The organism is Halostella litorea (assembly GCF_004785955.1).
Taxonomy (GTDB): Archaea; Halobacteriota; Halobacteria; order Halobacteriales; family Natronoarchaeaceae; genus Halostella; species Halostella litorea.
Window position 1 is genome coordinate 341,459 of sequence record NZ_ML214300.1, and the last position, 22,267, is coordinate 363,725.

At 73.4% G+C, this 22,267-nt stretch carries 23 protein-coding genes; 14 read left to right on the forward strand and 9 right to left on the reverse strand.

Features of this window, described 5'->3' with window-relative positions; translation table 11 throughout:
• Positions 1 to 4: 4 nt before the first annotated feature.
• Positions 5 to 1,810 carry a MutS-related protein gene (locus EYW40_RS01755; protein WP_135819900.1) on the forward strand — a complete coding sequence of 602 codons (1,806 nt, stop codon included), beginning with the start codon at positions 5 to 7 and terminating at the stop codon, positions 1,808 to 1,810.
• A gap of 18 nt (positions 1,811 to 1,828) precedes the next feature.
• Here the strand turns inward: EYW40_RS01755 and EYW40_RS01760 are convergent, their stop codons facing one another.
• Positions 1,829 to 2,071, reverse strand: a complete 243-nt coding sequence (locus EYW40_RS01760) for a hypothetical protein (RefSeq protein WP_135819901.1) — start codon at positions 2,069 to 2,071, stop codon at positions 1,829 to 1,831.
• Between the two features lie 251 nt (positions 2,072 to 2,322).
• On the opposite strand from EYW40_RS01760, the gene EYW40_RS01765 reads away from it, so the two are divergent.
• Complete coding sequence (locus EYW40_RS01765; RefSeq protein ID WP_135819902.1) at positions 2,323 to 2,733, forward strand: hypothetical protein; 411 nt, start codon at positions 2,323 to 2,325, stop codon at positions 2,731 to 2,733.
• A gap of 21 nt (positions 2,734 to 2,754) precedes the next feature.
• Here EYW40_RS01765 and EYW40_RS01770 read toward each other — a convergent pair whose 3' ends face one another.
• The 3 genes from EYW40_RS01770 to mutL all read right to left on the reverse strand — a co-directional run bounded on the left by EYW40_RS01770 (position 2,755) and on the right by mutL (position 7,471).
• Entirely contained in the window at positions 2,755 to 4,155 is a 1,401-nt protein-coding gene (locus tag EYW40_RS01770) for a dihydrolipoyl dehydrogenase family protein (RefSeq protein WP_135819903.1), read from the reverse strand.
• 64 nt (positions 4,156 to 4,219) lie between these two features.
• Positions 4,220 to 5,173 carry a bifunctional 2-dehydro-3-deoxygluconokinase/2-dehydro-3-deoxygalactonokinase gene (gene kdgK1 / locus EYW40_RS01775; protein ID WP_135819904.1) on the reverse strand — a complete coding sequence of 318 codons (954 nt, stop codon included), beginning with the start codon at positions 5,171 to 5,173 and terminating at the stop codon, positions 4,220 to 4,222.
• A gap of 102 nt (positions 5,174 to 5,275) precedes the next feature.
• On the reverse strand, positions 5,276 to 7,471 hold the full coding sequence (gene mutL, locus EYW40_RS01780) for a DNA mismatch repair endonuclease MutL (protein WP_237560552.1): 2,196 nt from the start codon (positions 7,469 to 7,471) through the stop codon (positions 5,276 to 5,278).
• A 166-nt stretch (positions 7,472 to 7,637) separates the two neighbouring features.
• On the opposite strand from mutL, the gene EYW40_RS01785 reads away from it, so the two are divergent.
• Positions 7,638 to 8,057 (forward strand): hypothetical protein, encoded by a 420-nt coding sequence (locus EYW40_RS01785; protein WP_135819906.1) that lies wholly within the window; start codon positions 7,638 to 7,640, stop codon positions 8,055 to 8,057.
• A 7-nt stretch (positions 8,058 to 8,064) separates the two neighbouring features.
• On the opposite strand, the gene EYW40_RS01790 is transcribed toward EYW40_RS01785, so the two are convergent.
• On the reverse strand, positions 8,065 to 8,289 hold the full coding sequence (locus tag EYW40_RS01790; protein ID WP_135819907.1) for a hypothetical protein: 225 nt from the start codon (positions 8,287 to 8,289) through the stop codon (positions 8,065 to 8,067).
• 86 nt (positions 8,290 to 8,375) lie between these two features.
• Between EYW40_RS01790 and EYW40_RS01795 the strand changes: the two genes are divergently transcribed.
• Positions 8,376 to 9,413: an NAD(P)/FAD-dependent oxidoreductase gene (locus tag EYW40_RS01795; protein WP_135819908.1), complete on the forward strand. Its 1,038-nt coding sequence runs from the start codon at positions 8,376 to 8,378 to the stop codon at positions 9,411 to 9,413.
• Positions 9,414 to 9,446: 33 nt separating this feature from the next.
• On the opposite strand, the gene EYW40_RS01800 is transcribed toward EYW40_RS01795, so the two are convergent.
• Positions 9,447 to 10,148: a DUF502 domain-containing protein gene (locus tag EYW40_RS01800; RefSeq protein WP_135819909.1), complete on the reverse strand. Its 702-nt coding sequence runs from the start codon at positions 10,146 to 10,148 to the stop codon at positions 9,447 to 9,449.
• 111 nt (positions 10,149 to 10,259) lie between these two features.
• Here EYW40_RS01800 and EYW40_RS01805 point away from each other — a divergent pair, with 111 nt between their 5' ends.
• The 7 genes from EYW40_RS01805 (at position 10,260) to EYW40_RS01835 (ending at position 15,086) form a co-directional block, all read left to right on the forward strand.
• Positions 10,260 to 10,616 (forward strand): hypothetical protein, encoded by a 357-nt coding sequence (locus EYW40_RS01805; protein ID WP_135819910.1) that lies wholly within the window; start codon positions 10,260 to 10,262, stop codon positions 10,614 to 10,616.
• 40 nt (positions 10,617 to 10,656) lie between these two features.
• Positions 10,657 to 11,427: a DUF4129 domain-containing protein gene (locus EYW40_RS01810; protein WP_135819911.1), complete on the forward strand. Its 771-nt coding sequence runs from the start codon at positions 10,657 to 10,659 to the stop codon at positions 11,425 to 11,427.
• Positions 11,411 to 12,028, forward strand: coding sequence for a DUF7269 family protein (locus EYW40_RS19795; protein WP_135819912.1), 618 nt, complete (start codon positions 11,411 to 11,413; stop codon positions 12,026 to 12,028). The genes EYW40_RS01810 and EYW40_RS19795 overlap by 17 nt, the downstream gene beginning before the upstream one ends.
• On the forward strand, positions 12,025 to 13,299 hold the full coding sequence (locus tag EYW40_RS01820; RefSeq protein WP_135819913.1) for a DUF58 domain-containing protein: 1,275 nt from the start codon (positions 12,025 to 12,027) through the stop codon (positions 13,297 to 13,299). Before EYW40_RS19795 ends, EYW40_RS01820 begins: the two co-directional genes overlap by 4 nt.
• Positions 13,296 to 14,015: a DUF7519 family protein gene (locus EYW40_RS01825; RefSeq protein ID WP_135819914.1), complete on the forward strand. Its 720-nt coding sequence runs from the start codon at positions 13,296 to 13,298 to the stop codon at positions 14,013 to 14,015. The genes EYW40_RS01820 and EYW40_RS01825 overlap by 4 nt, the downstream gene beginning before the upstream one ends.
• A 75-nt stretch (positions 14,016 to 14,090) precedes the next feature.
• On the forward strand, positions 14,091 to 14,525 hold the full coding sequence (locus EYW40_RS01830) for a hypothetical protein (RefSeq protein WP_135819915.1): 435 nt from the start codon (positions 14,091 to 14,093) through the stop codon (positions 14,523 to 14,525).
• Positions 14,526 to 14,612: 87 nt separating this feature from the next.
• Entirely contained in the window at positions 14,613 to 15,086 is a 474-nt protein-coding gene (locus tag EYW40_RS01835) for a redoxin domain-containing protein (RefSeq protein ID WP_135819916.1), read from the forward strand.
• 15 nt (positions 15,087 to 15,101) lie between these two features.
• On the opposite strand, the gene mutS is transcribed toward EYW40_RS01835, so the two are convergent.
• Positions 15,102 to 17,801, reverse strand: a complete 2,700-nt coding sequence (gene mutS, locus EYW40_RS01840; protein ID WP_135819917.1) for a DNA mismatch repair protein MutS — start codon at positions 17,799 to 17,801, stop codon at positions 15,102 to 15,104.
• A gap of 83 nt (positions 17,802 to 17,884) precedes the next feature.
• Between mutS and EYW40_RS01845 the strand changes: the two genes are divergently transcribed.
• A complete protein-coding gene (locus EYW40_RS01845) occupies positions 17,885 to 18,253 on the forward strand; it encodes a hypothetical protein (RefSeq protein ID WP_135819918.1) in 369 nt (122 codons plus the stop codon).
• A gap of 20 nt (positions 18,254 to 18,273) precedes the next feature.
• Here the strand turns inward: EYW40_RS01845 and thiD are convergent, their stop codons facing one another.
• Together thiD and EYW40_RS01855 are read right to left on the reverse strand one after the other, a co-directional pair.
• Entirely contained in the window at positions 18,274 to 19,635 is a 1,362-nt protein-coding gene (thiD, locus tag EYW40_RS01850) for a bifunctional hydroxymethylpyrimidine kinase/phosphomethylpyrimidine kinase (protein ID WP_135819919.1), read from the reverse strand.
• Positions 19,636 to 19,712: 77 nt separating this feature from the next.
• Entirely contained in the window at positions 19,713 to 20,720 is a 1,008-nt protein-coding gene (locus tag EYW40_RS01855; RefSeq protein ID WP_135819920.1) for an AIR synthase-related protein, read from the reverse strand.
• Positions 20,721 to 20,838: 118 nt separating this feature from the next.
• Here EYW40_RS01855 and EYW40_RS01860 point away from each other — a divergent pair, with 118 nt between their 5' ends.
• Together EYW40_RS01860 and nucS are read left to right on the forward strand one after the other, a co-directional pair.
• On the forward strand, positions 20,839 to 21,399 hold the full coding sequence (locus EYW40_RS01860) for a DUF6735 family protein (protein ID WP_135819921.1): 561 nt from the start codon (positions 20,839 to 20,841) through the stop codon (positions 21,397 to 21,399).
• 46 nt (positions 21,400 to 21,445) lie between these two features.
• The gene (gene nucS, locus EYW40_RS01865) at positions 21,446 to 22,186 is read left to right on the forward strand and encodes an endonuclease NucS (protein ID WP_375137142.1); all 741 of its coding nucleotides are present in this window, start codon (positions 21,446 to 21,448) and stop codon (positions 22,184 to 22,186) included.
• Positions 22,187 to 22,267 lie beyond the last annotated feature (81 nt).

Sequence of the window (22,267 nt, forward strand, 5' to 3'; positions counted from 1 at the left end):
ACCCATGCGACTTGAGGAGTACTGGGGTGTCGGGCCGAAGACCCGGGAACTGCTGACCGAGGAACTCGGCGTCGAGGCGGCCGTCGAGGCGATCGAGTCGGCGGACGTCCGGACGCTCACGACGGCGGGGCTGAGCCGCGGCCGGGCGACGCGCATCCTGCGCCGGGCGAACGGCGAGGCGGGGATGGACGTCCTGGCGACGGGCGACGCCCGCGAGGTGTACAAGGAACTGCTCGACCTGGCTCGGGAGCACGCGGTCACCCGCGACGCGGCCGACCGGATCCAGGTGCTGACGCCGACCGCGTCCCACGAGACGCGGGTCGAGCGGCTGGACGCCGTGCTCTCGGCGCGCGAGGCGTGGACGGCGCTCGACGAGGGGACCCGCGAGACCGTCCTCGACGCGTTCGAGGCGTACGACGAGACGGGCGGCGGCGAGCGCCCCGCGGTCGAGGCGGCGCTGACGCTGCGCGAGGCGGGCGTCACCGAGGGGCCGTTCGCGCCGATCGCTGACGTGGACCCCGAGGCGCTGGCCGACGCCGCCGACGCGCTGGCCGCGCTGGACGACGGCCGGGTCCGGGAGGGGGCCGACGAGGAACTCGACGGCCTGCGGGCGTCGCTGGCGGCCGCCGAGTCGCTGGCGGCCGACGCCGTCGGCGTGGTGGAGGCCGTCAGGGACGGCGACGTGCGCGGCACCGAGGCGTTCCGCCAGTCGTTCCTCGACCACGTCGCCGGCGAGGCGGACGTCACCGTCGACCGCGTGCGGGACGCGATGCCGGCCGACGCGGCGGACGCGACGGACTTCGTCGCCCGCACGCTCCGGGAGCTAACCGACGACCTGCGGACCGCGGTCGACGAGCGCGAGCGCGCCGTGGCCCGCGACCTGCGCGGCGAGGTCGCCGCGGCCCGCGAGGACGTCGACGTGGCGGTCGCGGCGGTCGACGACATCGCCTTCCACCTCTCGCTGGCGCGGTTCGCGGCGGCCCACGACCTGACGCGGCCGACGTTCGTCGACGACGGCGTCGCGGTCGTCGGCGCGCGGAACCTGACGCTGTCGGCCGGCGGCGAGTCGGTCCAGCCGGTCACGTACGCGCTCGGCGAGCACGGCGTGTCCGCGGCCGACGTGACCCCCGCCTCGCGGAGGACGGGCGCGGCGGCCGCCGACGTGGGCGTCCCCGGCGACGAGCGCATTTCGGTGCTGACCGGCGCGAACAGCGGCGGGAAGACGACGCTTTTGGAGACGGTGTGTCAGGTCGTCCTGCTCGCGGCGATGGGGCTGCCCGTGCCGGCCGAGCGCGCCGAGGTGGCGACGTTCGACGCCGTCGTGTTCCACCGGCGGCACGCCAGCTTCAACGCCGGCGTGCTCGAATCGACGCTGCGCTCCATCGTCCCGCCGCTGACGGAGTCCGACCGGACGCTGACGCTGGTCGACGAGTTCGAGGCGATAACGGAGCCGGGCAGCGCCGCGGACCTCCTGCACGGGCTGGTCCGACTGGCGGTCGACGAGGGCGCGCTCGGCACGTTCGTCACCCACCTCGCGGACGACCTCGAACCGCTGCCCGAGGCGGCCCGCACAGACGGCATCTTCGCGGAGGGGCTGACGCCGGACCTGAAACTGGAGGTCGACTACCAGCCACGCTTCGGCACGGTCGGGCGCTCGACGCCGGAGTTCATCGTCTCGCGGCTCGTTGCCGACGCGGGCGACCGGGCCGAGCGGGCCGGCTTCGAGACGCTGGCGGAAGCGGTGGGCCACGAGACGGTCCAGCGGACGCTGGCGGAGGCGTGGGAGGAACGGTCGGCGAGCGGGGAGTAAGAGTCCGTTACGGCCGTTTCAGCGCTTGTACATCCGCAGACGGCCCCGGTCCGGTTCGGGGCGGTCGGCACTCGCGGTGAACTTCTTCATGCCCCAGGCGAACGTGATCAGGCCGACGACGAACCACGCTCCCGCGCCGATGAGGTGGAGCCGCGGCGGGAGCGTCCCGCCGGTCAGCGGGCCGCGGGCGACGTAGCCCGCGGCCACAAGCGTTATTACGAGCCCTGTGACGCCGATGAATCCGATGATTCCCTTTCCCATGTTTAGCTGCCCCCCGCGGCGGATCATCCACCGCATGAGTTCGTTCGTACCTGTATATCTTATTAGTCATAAAGTTACTGCAAATTGTATCTTCGGAGTAAAAATAAAATTTCCTAAATAAGTCTGGTGGCCGAGCTATATAGCCCTCGGTCGGGGCCGGTTCGGGGGTACGCCGAGTTGCCGGCGTCGGTGACATGACCGCGGCCACACAGTTGCCTAGGTCTACCCGTCTCCGCGTCCTACGTCGGCCCATGATAGAGGACGAAACCGAGCGGATCGACGACCTGGGTGAGGCGACCATCGTGTACGAGGGACCGGACGGCGACGCCGTCGAGCGGACGGTCGACAACGACCACATCGCGTACTTCCAGGACCACTGGATCGTCAAGGTCGACGAGGAGGCGGAGGCGGCGGACGACGACGCCGGTCCCTCGCGGTCGGACAGCGACACCGTCCGGCGGATCCCCGCCCAGCGGGTGTACTACGTCGAGCGGTCGGTCGAGGAGTTCGAGGAGGAGGTCAAGACGCTCAAGGACCAGGTGCAGTCGTTCACGGAGGACCTGCGGTCGAAGTTCCTCGGCGACGACGGCGGCGGCGGGAGCGACCGCGAACCGCAGCGGATCGAGGTCGAGCGCGAGGGAAGCGAGTCCGAGTCCCGGTAACGGGACGGAACGCGGGCCGACCTACTCCCCGACCCGCTCGGCCGCATCGCGGACTAGCCCGTCGATGATCTCGGGCGTCGTGGGGTGGTAGGCGCGGTCGGGGATATCGCGTACGTCGAGTTCCATCTCGACGGCGAGTTGCATCGTCTTCGCCATCACGTCCGCGTGGTAGTGCAGGCCCTGATAGCCGAGCACGGTGCCGTCGTCGGGGTCGACGACCAGCGTCGCCCGGCCCTCGGGTACGTCCTTCGACTTGAACACGCCGTCGTCGCTGGCCGCGCGGGTGACGGCGACGTGGTCGACGTCCCGGCGCCTTGCGGCGTCCACGGAGTAGCCGACGCGGACGTAGGGGTAGACGCCGAGCCCCGAGAAGACGACGTGGTGGTGGACGTTCTCGTAGGGCTCCAGCGCCTCGCCGCGGGCGTGGGCGAGGACGTTCTCGGCGGCCCGTATCCCCTGCTCCTTGGCGACGTGGAGGATCGGCTCGCGCCCGTTCACGTCGCCGACGACGAACGTCCGCTCGTCGTCGCGGGCCTGCATCGTGTCCGCGACCCAGCCCGACCCCGGTTCGAGCGCGGTGTGTTCGATCCCGAGGCCGTCGAGGTTCGGCCGCCGGCCGGTGAAGAGGAACAGTTCCTCGGCCTCGACGGCCTCGGACTCGCCGTCGCGGTCGACGTGGAGGCGGACGCCGCCGTCGTCGGTCGGCTCCAGCCGCCTCTCCCGCGTTTCGGTGCGGATATCCACGTCCCAGTTGTCCTCGTAGAGGTCGAGCAGTTCGTCGCCGTACTCGGGGTCGGCCTCGTCGAGCGGCCGCTCGTCGTGTTCGATCACGGTCAGTTCCGTCCCGGCCTCCGCGAGGTACGGGACGAGTTCGAGGCCGACGTAACCGAAGCCCATCACGACGCCGCTGTCGGGGAGGCTCGTCGCGTCGAGCACGTCGGCGCTGGTCATGTACTCCACGTCGCCGATCCCGTCGACGTCGGGGACGTTGACCGTCGAGCCGGTGGCGATCACGACGTAGTCGGCCTCGACGGTCCGGTCGCCGACGGCGAGCGTGTGGTCGTCGACGAACCGGGCGGTATCGTGCAGGAACTCCACGTCGTCGCGCTCGGCCAGGTCGTGGACCGCGGCCCGCCGGTGCTCCGCGAAGCCGAGCACGTGGTCGTCTTTCGTCGCCACCACGCGTTCGAGGTCTATCTCGGGGAGGTCGCCGGTCAGGCGGCGGTCGTGGCGCGCCTGGAAGCGGTGTGCGCCCGCCGAGATGACCTCCTTGGAGGGCATGCAGCCACGGAGGATACAGAGGCCGCCGCCGGGGTCGCCGTCGTCGACCAGCGTCAGTTCCACGTCGGGGGCGTCGGCGAGTTCGCCCGCGACCGGGACGCCGGCGCTGCCGTAGGCTCCGATGATGGCGACGTGTGGCATGTGGGGACCTGCGTCCGCCGGCGGCTTAGGGGTTCGGGCGACGTGTGTGCCCGCCGACCGACCGCTACCGCGAGATGCGGTGGAGCTTGTCGCCGACGACGGACTCGACCTCCGCCTTGGTCACGGCGGCGACGTCGCCCGGGATAGTGCGCTTGAGCGACGCGGTCGCGGCGGCGTACTCCAGGGCCTGGGGCACGTCGTCGCCGGAGAGCCGCCGCCCGAGGAACGCGCCGACGAACGCGTCGCCCGTGCCGATGGCGTCGACGGTGTCGGCCTCGTAGGTGTCCTGGTCGTGGACGACGTTGTCGTGCCAGGCCAGCGAGCCGTGCTCGCCCTGCGTGACGAGGACGGTCTGGAACTCGTACTCCGAGGCAAGATGGTGGGCGAGTTCCGGGGCGTCGCCGTCGTAGTCCAGCACCCGCTGGGCGTCCCGGAACGGGATCACGAGGACGTCGACCAGCTGGAACAGCTTCGTCACCGTCCCCCGGGCCTCCTCGGGGGACCAGAGCTTCGAGCGGTAGTTCAGGTCGAACGCCGTCGTCGTCCCCGCCTTCTTGGCGACCTGCAGGAGGTTCGCCGTCGTGTCCCGCAGCGTGTCCGACAGCGCCGGCGTGATCCCGCTCGTGTAGAACGCTCGGGCGTCCCGGACGACGCTCAGGTCGAACTCCTCGGCCGAGGCAGTCGTGACCGCGGCGTTCTCGCGGTCGTAGATGACGTTCGTCCCGCGGGGCTTGCCGGCGTGTTCGAGGTAGTAGGTCCCCTGCCGGCCGTCCTCGGACCAGACGACCTCGGTGTCGATGCCGTAGCCGCGCAGGCCGTTGTCGACGCGCCGCCCGAGCGGGGAGTCGGGAAGCTTCGACATCCACGTCGACACCGCGCCGAGGCGCTCGGCGGCGATGGCGACGTTGCTCTCCGCGCCGGCGGCGCGGAACTCCAGTTCGTCGGTCGTCTCCAGTCGCTCGTTGCCGGGCGGCGAGAGCCGGAGCATCGTCTCGCCGAAGGTCACGAGATCGCTCATGGGATCACCCCGATCGGCCGGAGGGCGGCGACCCGCTGGCGTTCGATCGGCTGGTACATACCCCCGCAAACGGACGGGGCCGGTATAAGTCCCCCCGATCGATCAGCCGGACCGCCGGCCGCCGTGGCCGGGGTAGTCCCGCTCGAACCGGTCGGTCAGTTCGTCGTCGTCGAGTTCGATCACCACGGGGCGGCCGTGCGGGCAGGCGTAGGGGTTCTCGCAGCCGTCGAGCGCCGCGAGCAGGTCCGTCACCGCGCCCTCCGAAAGCGACGTGTTGCCCGTCACCGAGGGGTAGCAGGCCAGGTCGGCGATGAACTCGTCGGCCAGCGACTCGACCGTCTCCCGGCCTGACGCGTCCTCGGCCGTCTCGACGAACGACGCGAGTACGTCGCGCAGGTCCTCGGGGTCGAGCGTCTCGTCGAACACCGCGGGGACCGTCGTCACCTCGACGGCCCGGTCGCCGGCGCGGTCCGCGTAGAACCCGAGGCTCGCGAGCGCGTCGGCGTAGTCATCGAACAGCGCCGCCTCCCCGGCCGTCAGTTCGACCGCGACCGGTTCGGCCAGCGACTGCGCAGTCGTGTCGCCCGCGAACGCCTCGCGCAGTCGCTCGTAGTTCACCCGCTCGTCGGCCGCGTGCTGGTCGACCAGCGCCAGCCCCTCGTCGGTCTCGGCGACGACGTACGTGTCCCGGAACTGCCCGAGCACGCGCATCGCCGGGAGGCTGTCGTACTCCCGGGTCCGGTCGACGGAGCCGCCGGTCAGCGTCCGCTGCTCGGTCGGCCCGTCGAACTTGTCGGCGGCGTCCGCGGCGGCAGTCGGTTCGGCTCCGTCGCGGCCGCCGCCCGACTCGGGGGTGTCGTCGTCCCGGTCGGCGGCCCGCGACGCGTCCGTCCGCGGCGACGTACCGGACGTTTCGGCCTCGGCGGCGGCGTCCGAACCGGTCGTTTCGCCGGAAGCGTTCGCGTCGACCGACCCCGTAGACGCTGCGTCCGACGACCCGGTCGGTTCGCTCGCGACGGTCGATCCGGTCCCGCCGGGCCGGGTTCCGCCCGCGTCCGCCCCCGCCGGGTCTGACTCGTCCGGCGCGACCGCACCGTCCGGGGTATCCACGGCGGCCGCGTCGGCGCGGGCCGTGTGCCCGTTGTCGGCGTCGCCGGCGTCCGTCTGTACGCCATCCGCGGCCTCGTTCCCGTCGCGCTCCGACTCCGCAGCCGCGCCGTCGTCCGGCCGTACCGACGTCTCGTCCGGCGCGGAGCGGCCCCGCGGCGCGCTCGACCGGACGAGGCCGTGGTCGAGCAGCGCGTCCTCGACGGCGCCCTCGACCTGCCGGCGCAGGCCGGCCTCGTCGTCGAACCGCGCTTCCATCTTGCGGGGGTGGACGTTCACGTCGACGGACGCCGGCGGCACGTCGAGAAAGAGCACGACGAAGGGGTAGCGGTCGGCGGCGAGCTGGCCGCCGTAGGCCTCCAGCACGGCCTCGCGGACCGCGTCGGCGGTGACGTACCGGCCGTTGACGAACGTCGAGACGTACTCCCGGCCGGATCGGTTCGTCTCGGGGTGGCTGACGTAGCCCGAGACGCCGTCGAGCGGGCCGGCGGGGAGGTCGTCGCCCGGCACCTCGATCATCGCCTCGGCGACCTCGCGGCCGTACACCGAGAGGACGGCCGAGCGGAGGTCCCCCCGCCCGGTCGTCGAGAACGTCTCGCGGCCGTCGTGGGTCAGCGACACCGCGACGTCCGGGTTCGCCAGCGCGTACCGCGTGACGACGCGGTTGACGTGGGCGAACTCCGTCGCCTCGGTCTTGAGGTACTTCCGTCGGGCCGGCGTGTTGTAGAACAGGTCGTCCACCGCGACGGTCGTCCCCGGCGGCCGCCCCGCGGGCGACACGTCGGTCACCTCGCCGCCCTCGTAGCGCAGTTCCGTCGCCGCGTCGTCGGCGTCGCGGGGCTTCGTGGTGATCGTCAGCCGCGACACCGCGCCGATGGTGTGGAGCGCCTCGCCCCGGAAGCCGAGCGTCGTCAGCCCGGATTCGAGGTCGGCCAGCCCGTCGATCTTGCTCGTGGTGTGCTCCCGGACGGCCGCGCGGACGTCCGCCTCGGTCATCCCGACCCCGTCGTCGCTCACGACGATGCCGTCGATGCCGCCGCGCTCGACCTCCACGTCGACCCGCGAGGCGTCGGCGTCGAGGCTGTTCTCGACCAGTTCCTTCACCGCGCTGGCGGGGCGCTCGACCACCTCGCCGGCCGCGATCCGCTGGACCGTCGACTCGTCGAGTTCGCGTATCTCCGTCTCGCTCACCGTCGATCCGCCTCCGGTCGCTGGTTCGCGGGAGTCATTGGCTGAGGATCCGACCGGCGGCACTTGAACGTGCGGGACGGCAGTATTGGATCCGTCGGCGGATCCGTATTGTGCAGGGAATTCGGGTTTGGACAAAACACTTACCGCGGGCGACTCATCGCCGAGTATGGACGCCCGCCTCCTTCGGATCGTTCTGGTCGTCTCCCTCATGACTGTAGCCGGCTGTGCAAGTCAGTCCCCGCGGCCAGCCGAATCCGGTCCGCTAGTGGTCGTCGAAAACGGGGACCACGAACACGGTATCACGGTGGAGAACGAACGGAACGCCTCGCAAACGCTCCGGATCACGGTCCAGCGAGGTGAGAAGATGGTGTACAACCGGACCCACTCCATCGAGCCCGACTCCAGGGAGCAGGTCGCTGGCATCGTCAATGAATCGGTTTCGTATCCGAGCACGGTGAACGTGACCGCAACCAGTAGCGACGGGCAGTCGGCCTCCGTCAACAAGTCTCTCAGCGGCTGTCTCGGGGATTATTACGTCACGACCAGAGGTGAGAGCGGACTGGAGATGACGTACACTATCTGCTGAAAGCACGTTACCCCCGCCACCGCTGCGCGACGACGGTCACCGTGGCGAACGTCGCGCCGAAGACGACGCCGAGGATCAGCGCACGGTGTGACGATCCGTCGCTCAGCAGCAGTTCCGCGGCCGCGTACGTTCCGCCGGGGACGAGCGCGAGCAGCAGCCACCACGCGACCACGTGGTCGCGGAGCCAGCGGTCCGCGGCCGCGTACGACGAGCGAAGCTTGGAGGACACCATGGGCCACCCGACACGTATGAGCGGGGAAAGCCTTTCGCCGGTGCCGCGACCGGTGCAACTTTGCCGAGTTCGTCCCTAGTCCGAGTATGCCACGCGTTGGAGTCGTCGGCGCGGGGGCGGCCGCCGCCGCGGCGACGCACGTCGTCGACGCGACGGTGCCCGAAGCCGACGTGACCGTCCTGGAGAAGTCCGGCGGCGTCTGCGGCCGCGCCGCGACGCGCCGCCGGGGCGACGTGACGTACGACTACGGCGCGAACTACGTAAAAGACGACGACGAGCGCGTCGTCGACCTGCTGACCGGGGCGCTGGACGACGAGGGCCTCGTCGACGTCGCCGAACCGGTGTGGACGTTCGATGCGGACGGCGCGGTGAGCGAGGGCCGCGACGACGACGAGCGCAAGTGGACGTACCGCTCGGGGCTGACGCAGGTCGCGAAGCGGCTGTTCGGCGCGACGGACGCGACGGTCCATCGCCGGACGCGGGTCGAGCGCGTCGTCCGCGACGGCGACGACTGGCGGCTGGTCGACGCCGACGGGGGCGAGTGGGGGCCGTTCGACGCGCTGGTGTTGAACCCGCCGGCGCCCCAGACCGCGGACCTGTTCCGGGACGCCGACTGGGACGACCCTGCTCGCGACCACCTCGCCGCCGCCGCCGCGGCCGTCGACTACCGGACCATCTGGACCGCGGTGTTGCACTACCCCTTCGAACTCGACCGGCCGTACTACGCGCTGGTCAACCCCGGCAAGGACCACGCGGTCGGCTGGATCGCCCGCGAGGAGTGCAAGCCCGGCCACGTGCCGGACGGCGAGTCGCTGCTGGTCGTGCAGGCGAGCCACGAGTGGTCGGTCGAGCGCTACGACGACCCGCCCGAGGGGAACGTCGCGGACCTGGCCGCGATGACGGCCGACGTCGTCGGCGACGACCGCCTCGCGGAGCCGGACTGGACGGACCACCAGGGGTGGCGCTACGCACTGCCCGAGGCGGGCGTCCGACCCGGGCCGATCGACGACGCCGCCGCCCACGACCTCCACGTCGTCGGCGACTGGGTCGCCGGCGAGGGGCGGCTCCACGCGGCGCTGCGGAACGGGCTAGAGACGGGCGAGCGGCTGGCGTACGCGCTGTGACCGCGGGCCAGCAGGTCGGCGGGGGGTGGCGGGCTATCGGTCCGGCCGACTCGCGTCCACGTCCGGGTCGGACTCGGCGTCGGCCCCCGACGGCGCGTTCGTGACCGGAACGTCGGCGATCGGTTCCTCCTCGGGGCCCATCCCGGTCGTCACGACCTGACGGAGCCCCTCGCGGACGCTCATGTCTATCTCGGTGATCTGGTCCTCGGGGACCAGGGCCAGCCGGCCGCCGGTCGGGTTCGGGCTGTTGGGGAGGAACACGTTGTACGCCCGCTCGTCCGTCGCCGAAAGCACCGGCTCGGGGCTCTCGCCGGTGACGAAGCCGAGCGCGTAGATGCCGTCGCGCGGGTACTCGACCAGCACGACGCTGTCGTACCGGCTGTCGCGCTCGACGAGTGCGCTGGCGACCTGCCGGACGCTGGAGTAGATGGTGTTGACGAGCGGGACGAAGTTGACCACTCGCCCGACGTTGCCGAACAGGCGGCTCCCGACGGTGCGGCCGGCGAGCGAGCCCAGCGCGACGAGCGCCCCGAGTATCAGGACGACCGCCAGCACCTGCGCGGCGAGTTGGTCGTTGCCCGTGTACTGGGTGAGGCGCGTCCCGGCGACGACCGGGTCTATCACCACGAGGCTCCAGCGGACGAGCGTGGTGACGACGTACAGCGTGACGACGAGCGGCGCGACGAGGAGCAGCCCCGCCACGAACCGCCGCCTGAGGGCGTCCCAGAGAGCCATACCGTCGCATCGGAGTCCCGACACAAAACCCCCGCGGTCGGACAGCCCCCGCCGTCGGCCGACCGCCCCCCGCCGGAACGGTCATCAGGACGGACGCCGTAGCGCCGCGCGATGGAGACGCTGGAGCTTCCGAACGGCGAGACGGTGACGCCCGAGGACGTGTTCCTCTTCGGCGGCTACCCGTACCGGTTCGTCCCGGGGGACGACGCCGCCGCCTTCTACCTCTCGCCGCTGTACTGGGGCGGCGGGGAGATGGACATCCCCTTCGACGACCGCGAGCAACTCGCCGACCAGTGGGGCGAGGACGGCCGGGCGACGGGGACGCTCTCCGAACCCGAGTGGGAGGACTGGCTCGTCGAGGCCCGCGCACAGGAGCAGTTCGACGACGAGGAACTGGACGCCGTCGCCCGCGAGGTCGGCGTCGACGCCGGCGGCCCGCTGCGGCGGCTGCTGCGGCGGTTCCGGTAGTCCGGCGGGCTTTTTTGTTCGTCCCGCGAACCGGGTAGTGATGCCCTCCACTCGCACCGTGGCCGGGGTCGCCCTGGCCCTTGCGGTCGGGTCAGTGGCCGCCGCGGCGACCGCCGTGGAAGCCTCGATAGCCCCCGCGCTGGACTCGCCGCGGTCCGGTCGCGGCGGTGGCGGGGGCGGATCGCTGTACGGCCTCCTGTTGCTGCTGTTGACACGCGTGCTCGCCGTCTTCGGCATCCACGTGGAACTGGGCGGCGGGGGCGCGCCGTCGTTCCTGCCCGTCGCCCTCCGCTGGCTGGCGGCCAACCTGCCGGCGCTCCTCGGGGCGGTGGCGCTGCTCGCCGTCGTCGCGCTGGCGGTGCGGTACCGCGACGGCGTCGTCGCCGCGACCCGCTCCGTGCGGTCGCGCTCCCGGTCGCCCGCGTCGGGTGACGGGCGGTCGGACTGGTCGCCGGGCGACCCGTCGAACGCCGTCGAGGCGGCCTGGGTCGAACTGGTGTCGCGGGCCGACGCCGCCAGGCCGGCGTCCCGGACGCCCGCCGAGTGGGAGCGGGCGGGCGTCGACTCGGGCCTGCCCGCGGCGGCCGTGGACCGCGCCGTGTCGCTGTTCCGGGCGGTCAGGTACGGCGGCCGCCCCGTGACCGACGAGCGCGCGGCGCGGGCCGAGACGCTCCGCCGCCGGCTGGCGGGGGACGGCGAGACGGCGACGGATGCCGAGGGGCCGTCGGAGACGGGGTCGGCGGACGCAGCGGCATCGGACCGGGCGGAAGAGCGGGGAGGGGATCGGGGGGACGATGCCGTCGACGGCTGAGTTCGACCCCGTGGCGCTCGCCCGGCGGGGACTGCTCGCCGTCGCCGCGCTGCTCGCCGCCGTGGCGGCCGTCGCAGCGCTGGCCGGCCCCGACGCGCTGGGCCGCCCGCTTGCCGACGCCGCGGACCCGGGCTCGCTCGTCGCGGCGGCGTTCGCGACGGTCGGGATCACGCTCGGCGCGCTGCTGGCGACGCTGTCGTGGCTGCCGGCGCTGGAGGACGACGGGTCGACGCGCCCGCCCGAGGAGGCCACGGCGACGCCGTATCCGGGGTCGTCCCTCGACAGCGCCGCGGGCGGGCTTGGGTTGGCGCCGGGGCTGTACGGGGCCGACCGCCGCGCGGTCCGCGAACGGCTCCGCGAGACGGCCGTCAGGACGACGATGGCGGCCGAGGGCTGCTCCCGCGAGGCGGCGCTGACCGCCGTCGAGTCGGGGCGCTGGACCGACGACCCGGTCGCCGCCGCCTTCCTCGGCGACGTTGCCCCGCCGCGCCACCTGCGGCCGCTGTACCGCGTCTCGTCGTCGTACGCGTTCGGCCGGGGAGCCCGCGCCGCCGTCCGCGAACTCGACCCGGACCGGCCGTCGGCCGGTGAGTCGGCGTGACCGAGTTCCGCCGGACCGGTCGCTGGCGACCCGCGGTCCCCGCGGCGGCGGTGCTCGTCGCGGCCGGCGTGTATCTCGGCGACGCGGGCGTGCTGCTGGCGGCGGCCGTCCCCGCAGCCTACGCCGCCTACCCGTGGCTGTCCCGTCCGCCGGCCGTCTCGCTGTCGCTCACGCGGACGGCGACGCCGGCGTCGCCCGACCACGGCGACCGGGTGACCGTCGAGGCGACGCTCACGAACGACGGGCGGTCGGTCCTGCCGGCCGTCGAGTTCGCCGACGGCGTCCCCGACCACCTCGTCGTGGTCGAGGGGTCGCCCCGCGGGGCCGCCGCGCTCCGGCCGGGCGAGTCGACGACGGTCCGGTACGACGTGGTGGCGAAACGGGGCACGCACGCGTTCGACCCGGCCGACGTGACGGTCCGGGACGTGAGCGGCGGCCACGAGGCGACGCTTTCCGTCGCCGGGGACGACGCCGGCGCGACCGAACTGGCGTGTCCGCCGTCGGCCCCCGAGGGCGGGGTGCCGTCGCGGGCCGGGCGCTACCCCGGCCGGGGCGACGCGGCGTCGTTCGACGCCGGCGTCGAGTTCGCCCGGGTCCGGGAGTACCGACCGGGCGACTCGCCGGGACGGATCGACTGGCGGCGCTACGCCCGCGACCGGAAGCTGACGACCGTGGAGTCGCCCGCCCAGCGCGCCGCGACGCTCGTCCTCTGTCTGGACGCCCGCCCGTGTGCGTTCCGCTCCGCCGGGGCGGGGGAACCCCACGCGGTCGCCTACGCGGCCGACGCGGCACGGGCCGTCGGCGAGGCCGCCCTCGACCGCGGCGACCGGGTCGGCCTCGCCGTCGTCGGGGAGTCGTTCGAGTGGATCCCCCCGTCCGGCCGCCCCCTCACGGAGCGCGGCGTCGGCGCGACGCTCGACGAGCACGCAGTGGCGAAGCCGCCGGCCCGCCCGCCGACGCCCGGCGCGCCCGGCGACCGCGAGGGGTTGCTGGCCGCGCTCCCGCAGGACGCACACGCCGTCTGGTTCGCGCCGCTGGTCGGCGAGTACGTGGCTGGGACGGCCCGGCGACTGGCCGCCGCCGGGCGGGACGTGACGGTCGTCAGCCCGGACGTGACAACGGCCGCGACGGCCGGCGGCCGCGTCGCCCGCGTCGAGCGCGACGCCCGGATCGCGGCGCTTCGCAACGCGGGGATCCCAGTGGCGGACTGGGACCCGGCCGAACCGCTCGCCGCGGCGTTTGCCCGCGCCGGGCTGGGGGGGTCGCCGTGACGCCGTCGCCCGTCTCGTTCCGCGGTCGCCCGGCGCGGGCCGGGAGCGCGCTGTCGCTTTGCTTCGCGCTCGCCGCCGCGGCGCTCGTCGCCCCCGGCCCGCTCGGCCGGTCGGTCGTCGGCGTCGCGGCGGTCGGCGCGGCCGGGACCGTCGTCGCGCCCGTCCTCGGCCGTCGTCGGCACCGGGCCGTCGGCGTCCTGACGAGCGCCTGCGGCGGCGCGGTGGCCTGTCTCGCCGTCGGACTCGCCGCCGTGTTGCCCGGCCCGCCGGCCGGACGCGCGCCGCTCGTCGCCGCGCTCGCCGGCGTGCTCGCGCTGTCGCTCGGCCTCGTCCCGGTCGTCGACCGGTGGAAGGGCGGCTTCAGGGCGGCCGGCGCTTCGCTGCTGGTCCTCGCCGCGGTCGGCCGGAGCGTCCTCTCGCCGGTCGGCCCGTGGCACGCGCCGGTGACGGTCGCGCTCGCTGTCCTGGCCTGGGACGGCGCGTCGACGGCGGCCGTCGTCGGCGAGCGCGCGGGCGACGGCCGGGAGACGGCGCTCCGGACGGCGGTCCACGCCGCGGGCAGCGTCGCCGTCGGCGCGGTCGCCGCGGGAACGGCCATCGCCCTGTACGGCCTGCCGCCCGCGGACCTGCCGCTCATCGCGCTGGCGGCGCTGGCCGCGGCGGCGGTTGCCGCGACGCTCGCCCTGTACTCGCTCGTGGCCCCGCCGGAGCGGTGACGCGCCGGGGCGTTTACCGGTAGCTTTAATAACTGGTGTAAAGCAAGCTTTACTGTAAAAGGAGCTTTACACACGATGTCCACCCATCACCCCATCGAGGAGCGCGAGCGACACCGGGAGCGGATGAACCGGGCGCTGGGGCTCGGCGTGGCCGGGTTCCTCGTCGCGACGGTCGCGGCGGTGTTCGCGCCGGCGAGCGTCTCCGACCCCCTCCTGTTCGCCGGCGTCGGCGCGTACTACCTCGGAGTGCTCGGCTACCTCGCCGTTTGGCGGCGCACCGGCGTCCGGCTGATCGACGAGCGCGAGGCAGCGGTCGAGCGCCGGGCGAGCCGCGTCGTCTCGGGACTCCTGCTGCTCTTCGTCGTCTTCGGGCTCCCGGCGGACGTGGTGCTCGACGCGACGGGTGCCGTCGACGTGCCCCCCGCGGTACGCGGGGCGATCTGGGGATACGGTCTCCTGCTAGTCGTCGGGGCGGTCGCTTACGGCTACGCCGAGGGGCGGGTCGCCTGACCGTCGGCCCGCCCGTGGACCGACCGCGAACGCCGGGAGGGCCGTTCGCGAGTGGCTTTATACGCTCCGAGGCCCTGTATCGACACGATGCTCTCCGAGGGTGACGCCGCACCGTCGTTCACAGCGACGGTCGGCACGAGCGACCACGAACCGTTCGACCTGGACGACTACTTCGGCGACGGCCCCGTCGTCCTGGCCTTCTTCCCCGGCGCGTTCACGCCGCCGTGCACGAACGAGATGGTCGCGCTGCAGGACCACCTCGACCGCTTCGAGGACGCCGGCGCGACCGTGCTCGGCGTCAGCGCCGACTCGGCGTTCTCGCAGGGCGCGTTCCGCGAGGAGCACGGCATCGAATTCGACCTCGTGAGCGACATGGCCGGCGACGCGATCCGGGCGTACGACCTGGAGATGGACCTGCCGGACCTGGGGCTGTACGGCGTGGCGAACCGCGCGGTGTACGTGCTCGACGGCGACGGCACCGTGGCGTACGGCTGGGCAGCCGACGACCCGACGAACGAACCGGACTACGACGAACTCGTCGACGCCGTCGAGTCGGTCTGAGCGTCGGCGAGACGCTCACTCGTCCAGCCTCTTCTGCCACTCCTGAACCTTCGCCATCAGCTCCACGGGCGGCGTCTCGTCGACGTTCAGGTCCTCGAGGGCCGACAGCACGCGCTCGGCCTCGGGGTCGACGGATTCCGCCGGGTCGCCGCCGTCGGCCGCGGCGTCCGCGCTCCGGGACGCACCCGGCGCGGATTCGCGGCCGCCCGCGTCGTCGCCCCCCTCCGCCGCGCGGAGTTCGCCGCTCCCCACGTCGAAGACGACCTGCTTCGTGCCGCCGTCGCCGCTTCCACCGCCTTTCGCCTCGATGGCCTTCTCCTCGCGCAGGCGGTCGAGCACCTCGCGCGAGCGGTCGACGACCGGGCCGGGGACGCCGGCCAGATCCGCGACGTGGACGCCGTACGAGCGGTCCGTCGGGCCGTCGCGGATCGTCCGGAGGAAGGTGACGTCGCCGTCGGTCTCGTCGGCCGCGACGTGGACGTTGGCGACGCCCGACAGGTGGTCCGCGAGCGTCGTCAGTTCGTGGTAGTGGGTCGCGAACAGCGTCTTGGCGCGGACCTCGTTGTGCAGGTACTCCGTCGCGGCCCACGCGATGGAGATACCGTCGTACGTCGCGGTGCCGCGGCCGACCTCGTCCAGGATGACCAGTGAGTCCTCGCTGGCGGAGTGGAGGATGTTCGATAACTCCTGCATCTCGACCATGAACGTCGAGCGGCCCTGGGCCAGTTCGTCCAGCGCGCCGACGCGGGTGTAGATGCCGTCGACGACGCCGACCGACGCCTCGCGGGCCGGGACGAAGCTCCCGACCTGCGCGAGCAGGGTGATGAGCGCCACCTGGCGCATGTACGTCGACTTGCCGCTCATGTTCGGCCCCGTCACCACGAGGAAGCGGCGCTCGGCGTCGAGCGCGGCGTCGTTCGGGACGAACTCGGTGGTCTGCTCGACGACGGGGTGGCGGCCGCCCTCGATGTGCAGGTCGTCGCCGCGGTGGAGCTCGGGCCGCGTCCAGTCGTTGTTGACGGCGTGGGTCGCAAGCGCCGCGAGGACGTCGACCGTCGCCACGGTCCGGCCCACGTCCTGCAGGAGTTCGGCCGCCTCGGCCACCTCGGCGCGCAGTTCCTGGAACAGCTCGTACTCCAGTTCGCCGCGGCGCTCCTCCAGCCGGAGGATCTCGCGTTCCCTCTCGGCCAGTTCGTCGGTGACGAACCGCTCGGAGTTCTTCAGCGTCTTCACGTTCTCGAAGCGGTCGGGCACGTCGTCGGCCTCGCTCTTGCCGACCTGCACGTAGTAGCCGTCGGTCTTGTTGCGGTCGACGGTGACGTGGGTCAGGCCAGTCTCGGCTTTGACGCGCTCCTCCAGCGTGTCGAACCACTCCCGGAGCGCCTCGTGGCGCTCGATCACCTCGTCGAGTTCGTCGTCGTACCCCCGCGTCAGCAGCCCGCCCTGGGTCACGGTCGACGGCGGGTCCTCTGCGAGCGCGTCGGAAAGCGTCGTCCGCAGGTCGGCCGCGGCCGCCCGGTCCGGGCGGGTGACGATTTCGGTCAGGGGCGACGCGGACAGCTGGGGGTCGTTCTCGACGGCGTCGACGAGGTCCGGGAGCAGGGCGAGCGTGTCCCGGACCTTGAGCAGGTCCGTCGCGTCGGCGCTGCCGGAGCTCGCGCGGGAGGCCAGCCGTTCGAGGTCCGCCGCGGCCGACAGTGACTCGCGCAGCCCCTCCCGGGCCATCACGGCGCGGGCCAGCGCGGCGACGCTCTCCTGGCGGCGCTCCAGCGTCTCGACGGAGCGGCGGGGGCGCTGGAGCCACTCCTTTAGCAGGCGGCCGCCGGGGCTGGTGACGGTGTGGTCGACCGTGTCGAACAGCGACCCCGAGCGCTCGCCCTGCATCGTCTCGGTGAGTTCGAGGTTGCGCTGGGTCGTCGCGTCGACCTCGACGTGGTCGTCGCCGCGGTACGGCTGGAGCCGCGTCATCGACGCCAGCACGCCCGTCCCGGTCTCCTCGACGTAGTCGAGGGCCGCCCCCGCGGCCCGCACGGCGGGGCCGTCCGTGGCGACGCCGACGCTGTCGAGCGTCTCGTCGCCGAACTGCTCGCGGGTCCGGTGGCGCGCCCGGCCCGGCGCGAACGCGGCGGCGTCGTGCAGCGTCACGGCGGCGTCGACCCGCTCGCGGACGGCGTCGAGGAAGCCGTCGTCGTTCCGCGCCTCCGGCCCGGGCAGCAGTTCGACGGGGTCGAAGCGGTACAGTTCGGTCAGCGCCTCGCCGGTCGCGTCGTCGCCGTCGACCGCGGTGACGCGGAAGCGCCCGGTCGTCACGTCGGCGAAGGCGAGGCCGTAGCCGTCGTCGTCCGCGACGACGCTCGCGAGGTAGCGCGCGTCGGCGTCGGTCGTCTCCAGCAGCGTCCCGGGCGTGACGACCCGCGTTATCTCGCGGGCGTGGCCCGAGTCGGTCTCGTACTGGTCGGCGACGGCGACGCGGTAGCCGCGCTCGACGAGCGCCTTCAGGTACGGCGTCAGGTCGTCGAGCGGCACGCCGGCCATCGGGTACGACGAGCCGTGGGACGACTTCTGGGACACCTTCAGGTCCAGCTCGTCGCTGACCGTCTCGGCGTCGTCGGCGAAGAACTCGTAGAAGTCGCCACACTGCATCGCCAGCAGGTCGGCGTCGGTCCCCTCCTTCAGGGAGAGGAACTCCCCGACGATCCCCGTCGCCTCTGTCATATCTCGCTTTCAGGGCCGTCGCGGGCTAAAACCCTGCGGGTTTCCGCAGGCTATATTCCCCCGGGTCGTCGTAGTGGCCGACCGTGCCACCGAGACGGACGGTCTCCCGGGCGGGGTTCGCGACCGTCGTGTTCGGCCTCCTGCTCTCGGTCGGGCTCGGTTACGCTGCCGCGGCGACCGACCGCGAGGGGGTGCCGCTGTTCGACGCCGGCGGGCGGGTCGCCGACGCAGTGGGTGCCGGCGTCGCCTGGGTCGTGCCGGACGGCGTCGCGGACGCGCTGTTCGGCCTGCTGCCGGGCTGGTTCGGGTATCCGGAACTCGGCGCGGTGGTCGCGCTCGCGGTCACGCTGGTCCTCTGGGCCGCCGCCGAGGCGCGCTGGGCCGGGTGGACGGTGGAAGCGGCCGTCGACTGGGTCGCCGCGCTCCGCCCCGGCGACCGCCGGAACGAGTGAGCGTGCGGCCCGTCCGCGGCTCAGTCCCCGACCGCCCGGTCCAGCGCCAGCACGCGGTCGACCAGCGTGCCGGCGTCGGGCGCGACCAGTTTCGCCATCGCCTCCTTGCCGACCTCGCCGCTGTCGACGACCGCCACGGGCACGTCCGGAACCGACTCGAACGCCCGCCGGGTCCCCCAGCCCATCGTGCTCCCCTCGCTCGCTTTCAAGTCCGGCGGCTCCTCGCTCCGGTCGTACGCCGCCACCGTCCAGTCCAGGGCCGACAGCGCGTCGGCCACGGCGTCGTCGAACCGGCAGTTGACCGCGAATCGCAGGTCGGGGTCGAACTCGCGGGCGGCGAGCAGGAACCGCGCGACGTGGCTCGACGCGCCGAAGCGGACGCCGCGGTTCGGCGCGACGCCGTCGAGCGTGCGGGCGATCCGCCCCTCGACCGCCGCCGTCTCCTCGACGGCCTCCGCGCGCGGCGTCGCGGCGACGACGTTCATCCCGACCTCCGGCACCAGCCGGCGCACGTCGGCCTCGACGAACGCGCCGACGACCTCGGAGACGGCCGCCGCGGTGGGCTGGCGGTCGGCCCGCTCGCGCAGCGCGGCGAGGCCGTCGACCGCGCCCGGCCCCTCGCCGACGTCGTTGTGGTACCGGACCGCCCGTTCGACGAGTGAGACGGCGTGTTCGACCGCTTCAGGAGTCGAATCGCCGGCCGCGAGCCGCGCCGCCGTCGCGGCCGAGAGCGTACAGCCGGTGCCGTGGGTCGCGTCGGTGTCGACGCGTTGCCCCTCGAACGTCTCGACGCCGTCGGCGGTGGCGAGCACGTCCCGGACCCGCCCGTCGCCGACGTGGCCGCCCGTCACGAGCGCGGCGTCGGCCCCGAGGTCGCGCAGTTCCTCGGCGGCGGCCGCCTGCCCGGTCTCGTCGTCCGGGTCGATCCCCGTCAGGACGGCCGCCTCGTCGGCGTTCGGCGTCACTAGCGCGGCCTCGGCCACGAGGTCCTCGTACGCCCGCTCGGCCTCCGCGGCCAGCAGGCGGTCGCCGGAGGCCGCGACCATCACGGGGTCGACGACGGCGGGCGCGTCGGTGTCGGCGACGCGCTCCGTGACGGCCTCGACGACCGGCGCGGTCGCGAGCATCCCCGTCTTGAGCGCGCCCACGTCGAAGTCGCCGACGACGGCGTCGTACTGCGCCGCCACCTCCTCGACGGGGAGGACGTGGGTGCTCTCGACGCCGCGCGTGTGCTGGGCGGTGACCGCCGTCACGACGCTAGTCCCGAACGCGCCCGCCGCCTCCATCGCCTTTACGTCGGCCTGTACGCCCGCGCCGCCGCCCGAGTCGCTCCCCGCCACCGTCATCGCGACCGGTCGCTCCGTCGGTGCTGGTGTTCGCATACGCCGTGGTATTACTTGGTAGTACAAAGCGGTGGTGGGATCGGTGCGGGCGCTCGGTCCGCCAGGCCTGGTCCCGCCTACTCCCCCGCCAGCCGCTCGTACACGGGCCACGAGGAGTCGCCGTCCGGCTCGGGCACGCGCTCGCCGTCGGCGACGACGCTCTCGCCGTCCGTGATCCGCCCGACGTCCGCGGCCGTCAGCCCCTCGCCCCGGAGCGCGTCGAGGACCCGGTCGGCGGCGTCCGGCGGGGCCGTCACCAGCAGCGTGCCGGAACTCGTCGCGCGCCACGGATCGAAGTCCAGCGCGTCCGCGACCGCCCGCACGTCGTCGGGGAGCGGCACGGCGTCGCGCTCGAACTCGACCCCGACGCCCGCCGCGCCCGCGAGTTCGTGGAGCGCGCCGTGGAGGCCGCCCTCCGTCGCGTCGTGCATCGCGGTCACGGGCCCGGCGGCGGCCGCGGCGACGGCCCCCCGGACGTGTTCGACGCCGGGGAGCCGCGCGGCCGCGGCGTCCAGCGCCGCCTTGTCGGCCGGGATCTGATCGGGATACAGCGAGGCGAACAGGCTGGCGGCCTCGACGCCCGCGCCGGTCGTCACGAGCAGGCGGTCGCCCGGCCGCGCGCCGTCCGGGCGCACGACTGCGTCGTGGTCGCCCACCGCCATCGCCGTCGCGCCGCCGACCCAGGGGAACGAACAGCCCGCGTACCGCGCGGTGTGGCCCGTGACGACGGCGGTGCCCAGTTCCGCGAGTGCGTCGTCCATCGCGCCCCAGACGGCGGCGAACGACTCGTCGGCCATCCCCGGCGGGAGGTGGAAGGCGACCGAGAGATGCGACGGCGCGAGGCCGGAGACGGCAACGTCCGCGAGCACGACCCCCAGCGCGAACCGGGCGGCGCGCTCCCACCCGAGGCCGGGCAGGATCGAGAGGGGGTCAGTCGCGGTCACGACGGCCGTCCCGTCGGCGTCGATCACGCCGAAGTCGACGCCGTGGCGCGGGCCGAGCGCGACGTCCGCCCGGTCCGCGCCGAGGCGCGGGTAGATGTACTCCTCGAAGAACTCGCGGTCGACCTTCCCGGCGTCGGCCATACCGGCGGTGGGGTCGGCGGCGACAAAGGGATGCTGGTCGGCGCGCGGTGCCGGGGCTTCCGTCCCGCCGCCGGGGCGGTTCAGGTTTAAGTACGGGGACGCGCCCACCTCGGGGTCCGTGGCCCACCGCGCCCTCGTCGCCTACGAACGCCCCGACGGCGACTACGACCTCCACCGCTCGCGCTGGGGCGGGGCGGACCTCTCGCTGGCCCGCCGCATCACCGCACGGACGCCGTTCGGCGGCCCCGGTGCCGCCTGGACCGGCAGGAGCCCGACCCCGCCCGCGGAACTCCCGCCCGAAGCCGGCTCCCGGCCGGTCGAGACCCGACCGACCGCCGTCGGCCTGGACTTCGACGACGTGGTTGCCGCCGTCAACCCGCGCGAACACGAGGCGCTGTTCGTTGTCGCGCCGGACTACGACGTGACGGCGTACCTGCCGCTGTGGTTCGGGCTGCCCGGCGTCGCGCCGGACGTGACCGCCGGCGCGCTCGTCGCCGCCGACCCGGACGGCGGTCCGTACGGCGGCCCGCGGCTCCGGCGCTGGTTCCGCGCCACGAAGGGAGTCGTCGCCGACCTGACCGCCCGCGGCGCGCTCACCCGCGACGAGGCCGTGGCCTACCTCGCCGACCGCGTCCAGCGCCGGGTCGGCGACCGCCGGGAGGTGATCCCGGTGGCGTAGCCCGAACGCGGGCCGCTTTTGGTCGCCCGCGCCCTACCCCGTGGTAGTGACCGCAAGCGGCCGACGCTCCACGGACGTGACGCTCCGGAACCCGAGCGCCGAGGAGGCGCTGTCGACCGTCGAGGACGGCGTGGCGGCCGGCGCGCTCGTCACCCTGTTCGGCCGGTGTACCGTCGACTACGACGGCCGCGCCGCCAGCCAGCTCGGCCCCGGCGACCGCCACGTCATGCTCAAGCCCGACGGCACCATCCTCGTCCACACCGACGAGGGACAGAAACCCGTCAACTGGCAGCCGCCGGGCTGTACGCACGAGCCGTCGCTTACGGACGCCGGCGACCTCCGGGTCCGGAGCGTCCGCTCGTCGCCCGACGAGGAGCTGGTCGTCACGTTCGAGCGCGTCGACCAGGTGTCGGCGTTCGACCTGACCGACGGCCACGATCTGGCCGTCGAGGGGACCGAGGAGGACCTGCGCCAGCGGATCCTCGCCGACCCGTCGCTCGTCGAGGACGGCTTCACGCCGCTGGCGACCGAGCGCGAGACGCCCGCCGGCGCGGTCGACATCTACGGCGAGGACGCCGCCGGCCGGACCGTCGTCGTCGAACTCAAGCGCCGCCGCGTCGGCCCGGACGCTGTCGGCCAACTCGACCGCTACGTCGGGGCGCTGGAGCGCTCGCTCCACGCCGACGCGAGCGTCCGCGGGCTGCTGATCGCGCCCTCCGTGACGCAGAGAGCGGAGCGGCTGCTGGAGAAGAAGGGCCTCGAGTTCGTCGCGCTATCGCCGCCATAACCGTCTGCCCGTCTGGGGGTCCCGTCTACTAGCTGTACTAACCAACCAGTCCGCTACCGGAGTCAGTGGGTTGTTGAGTTC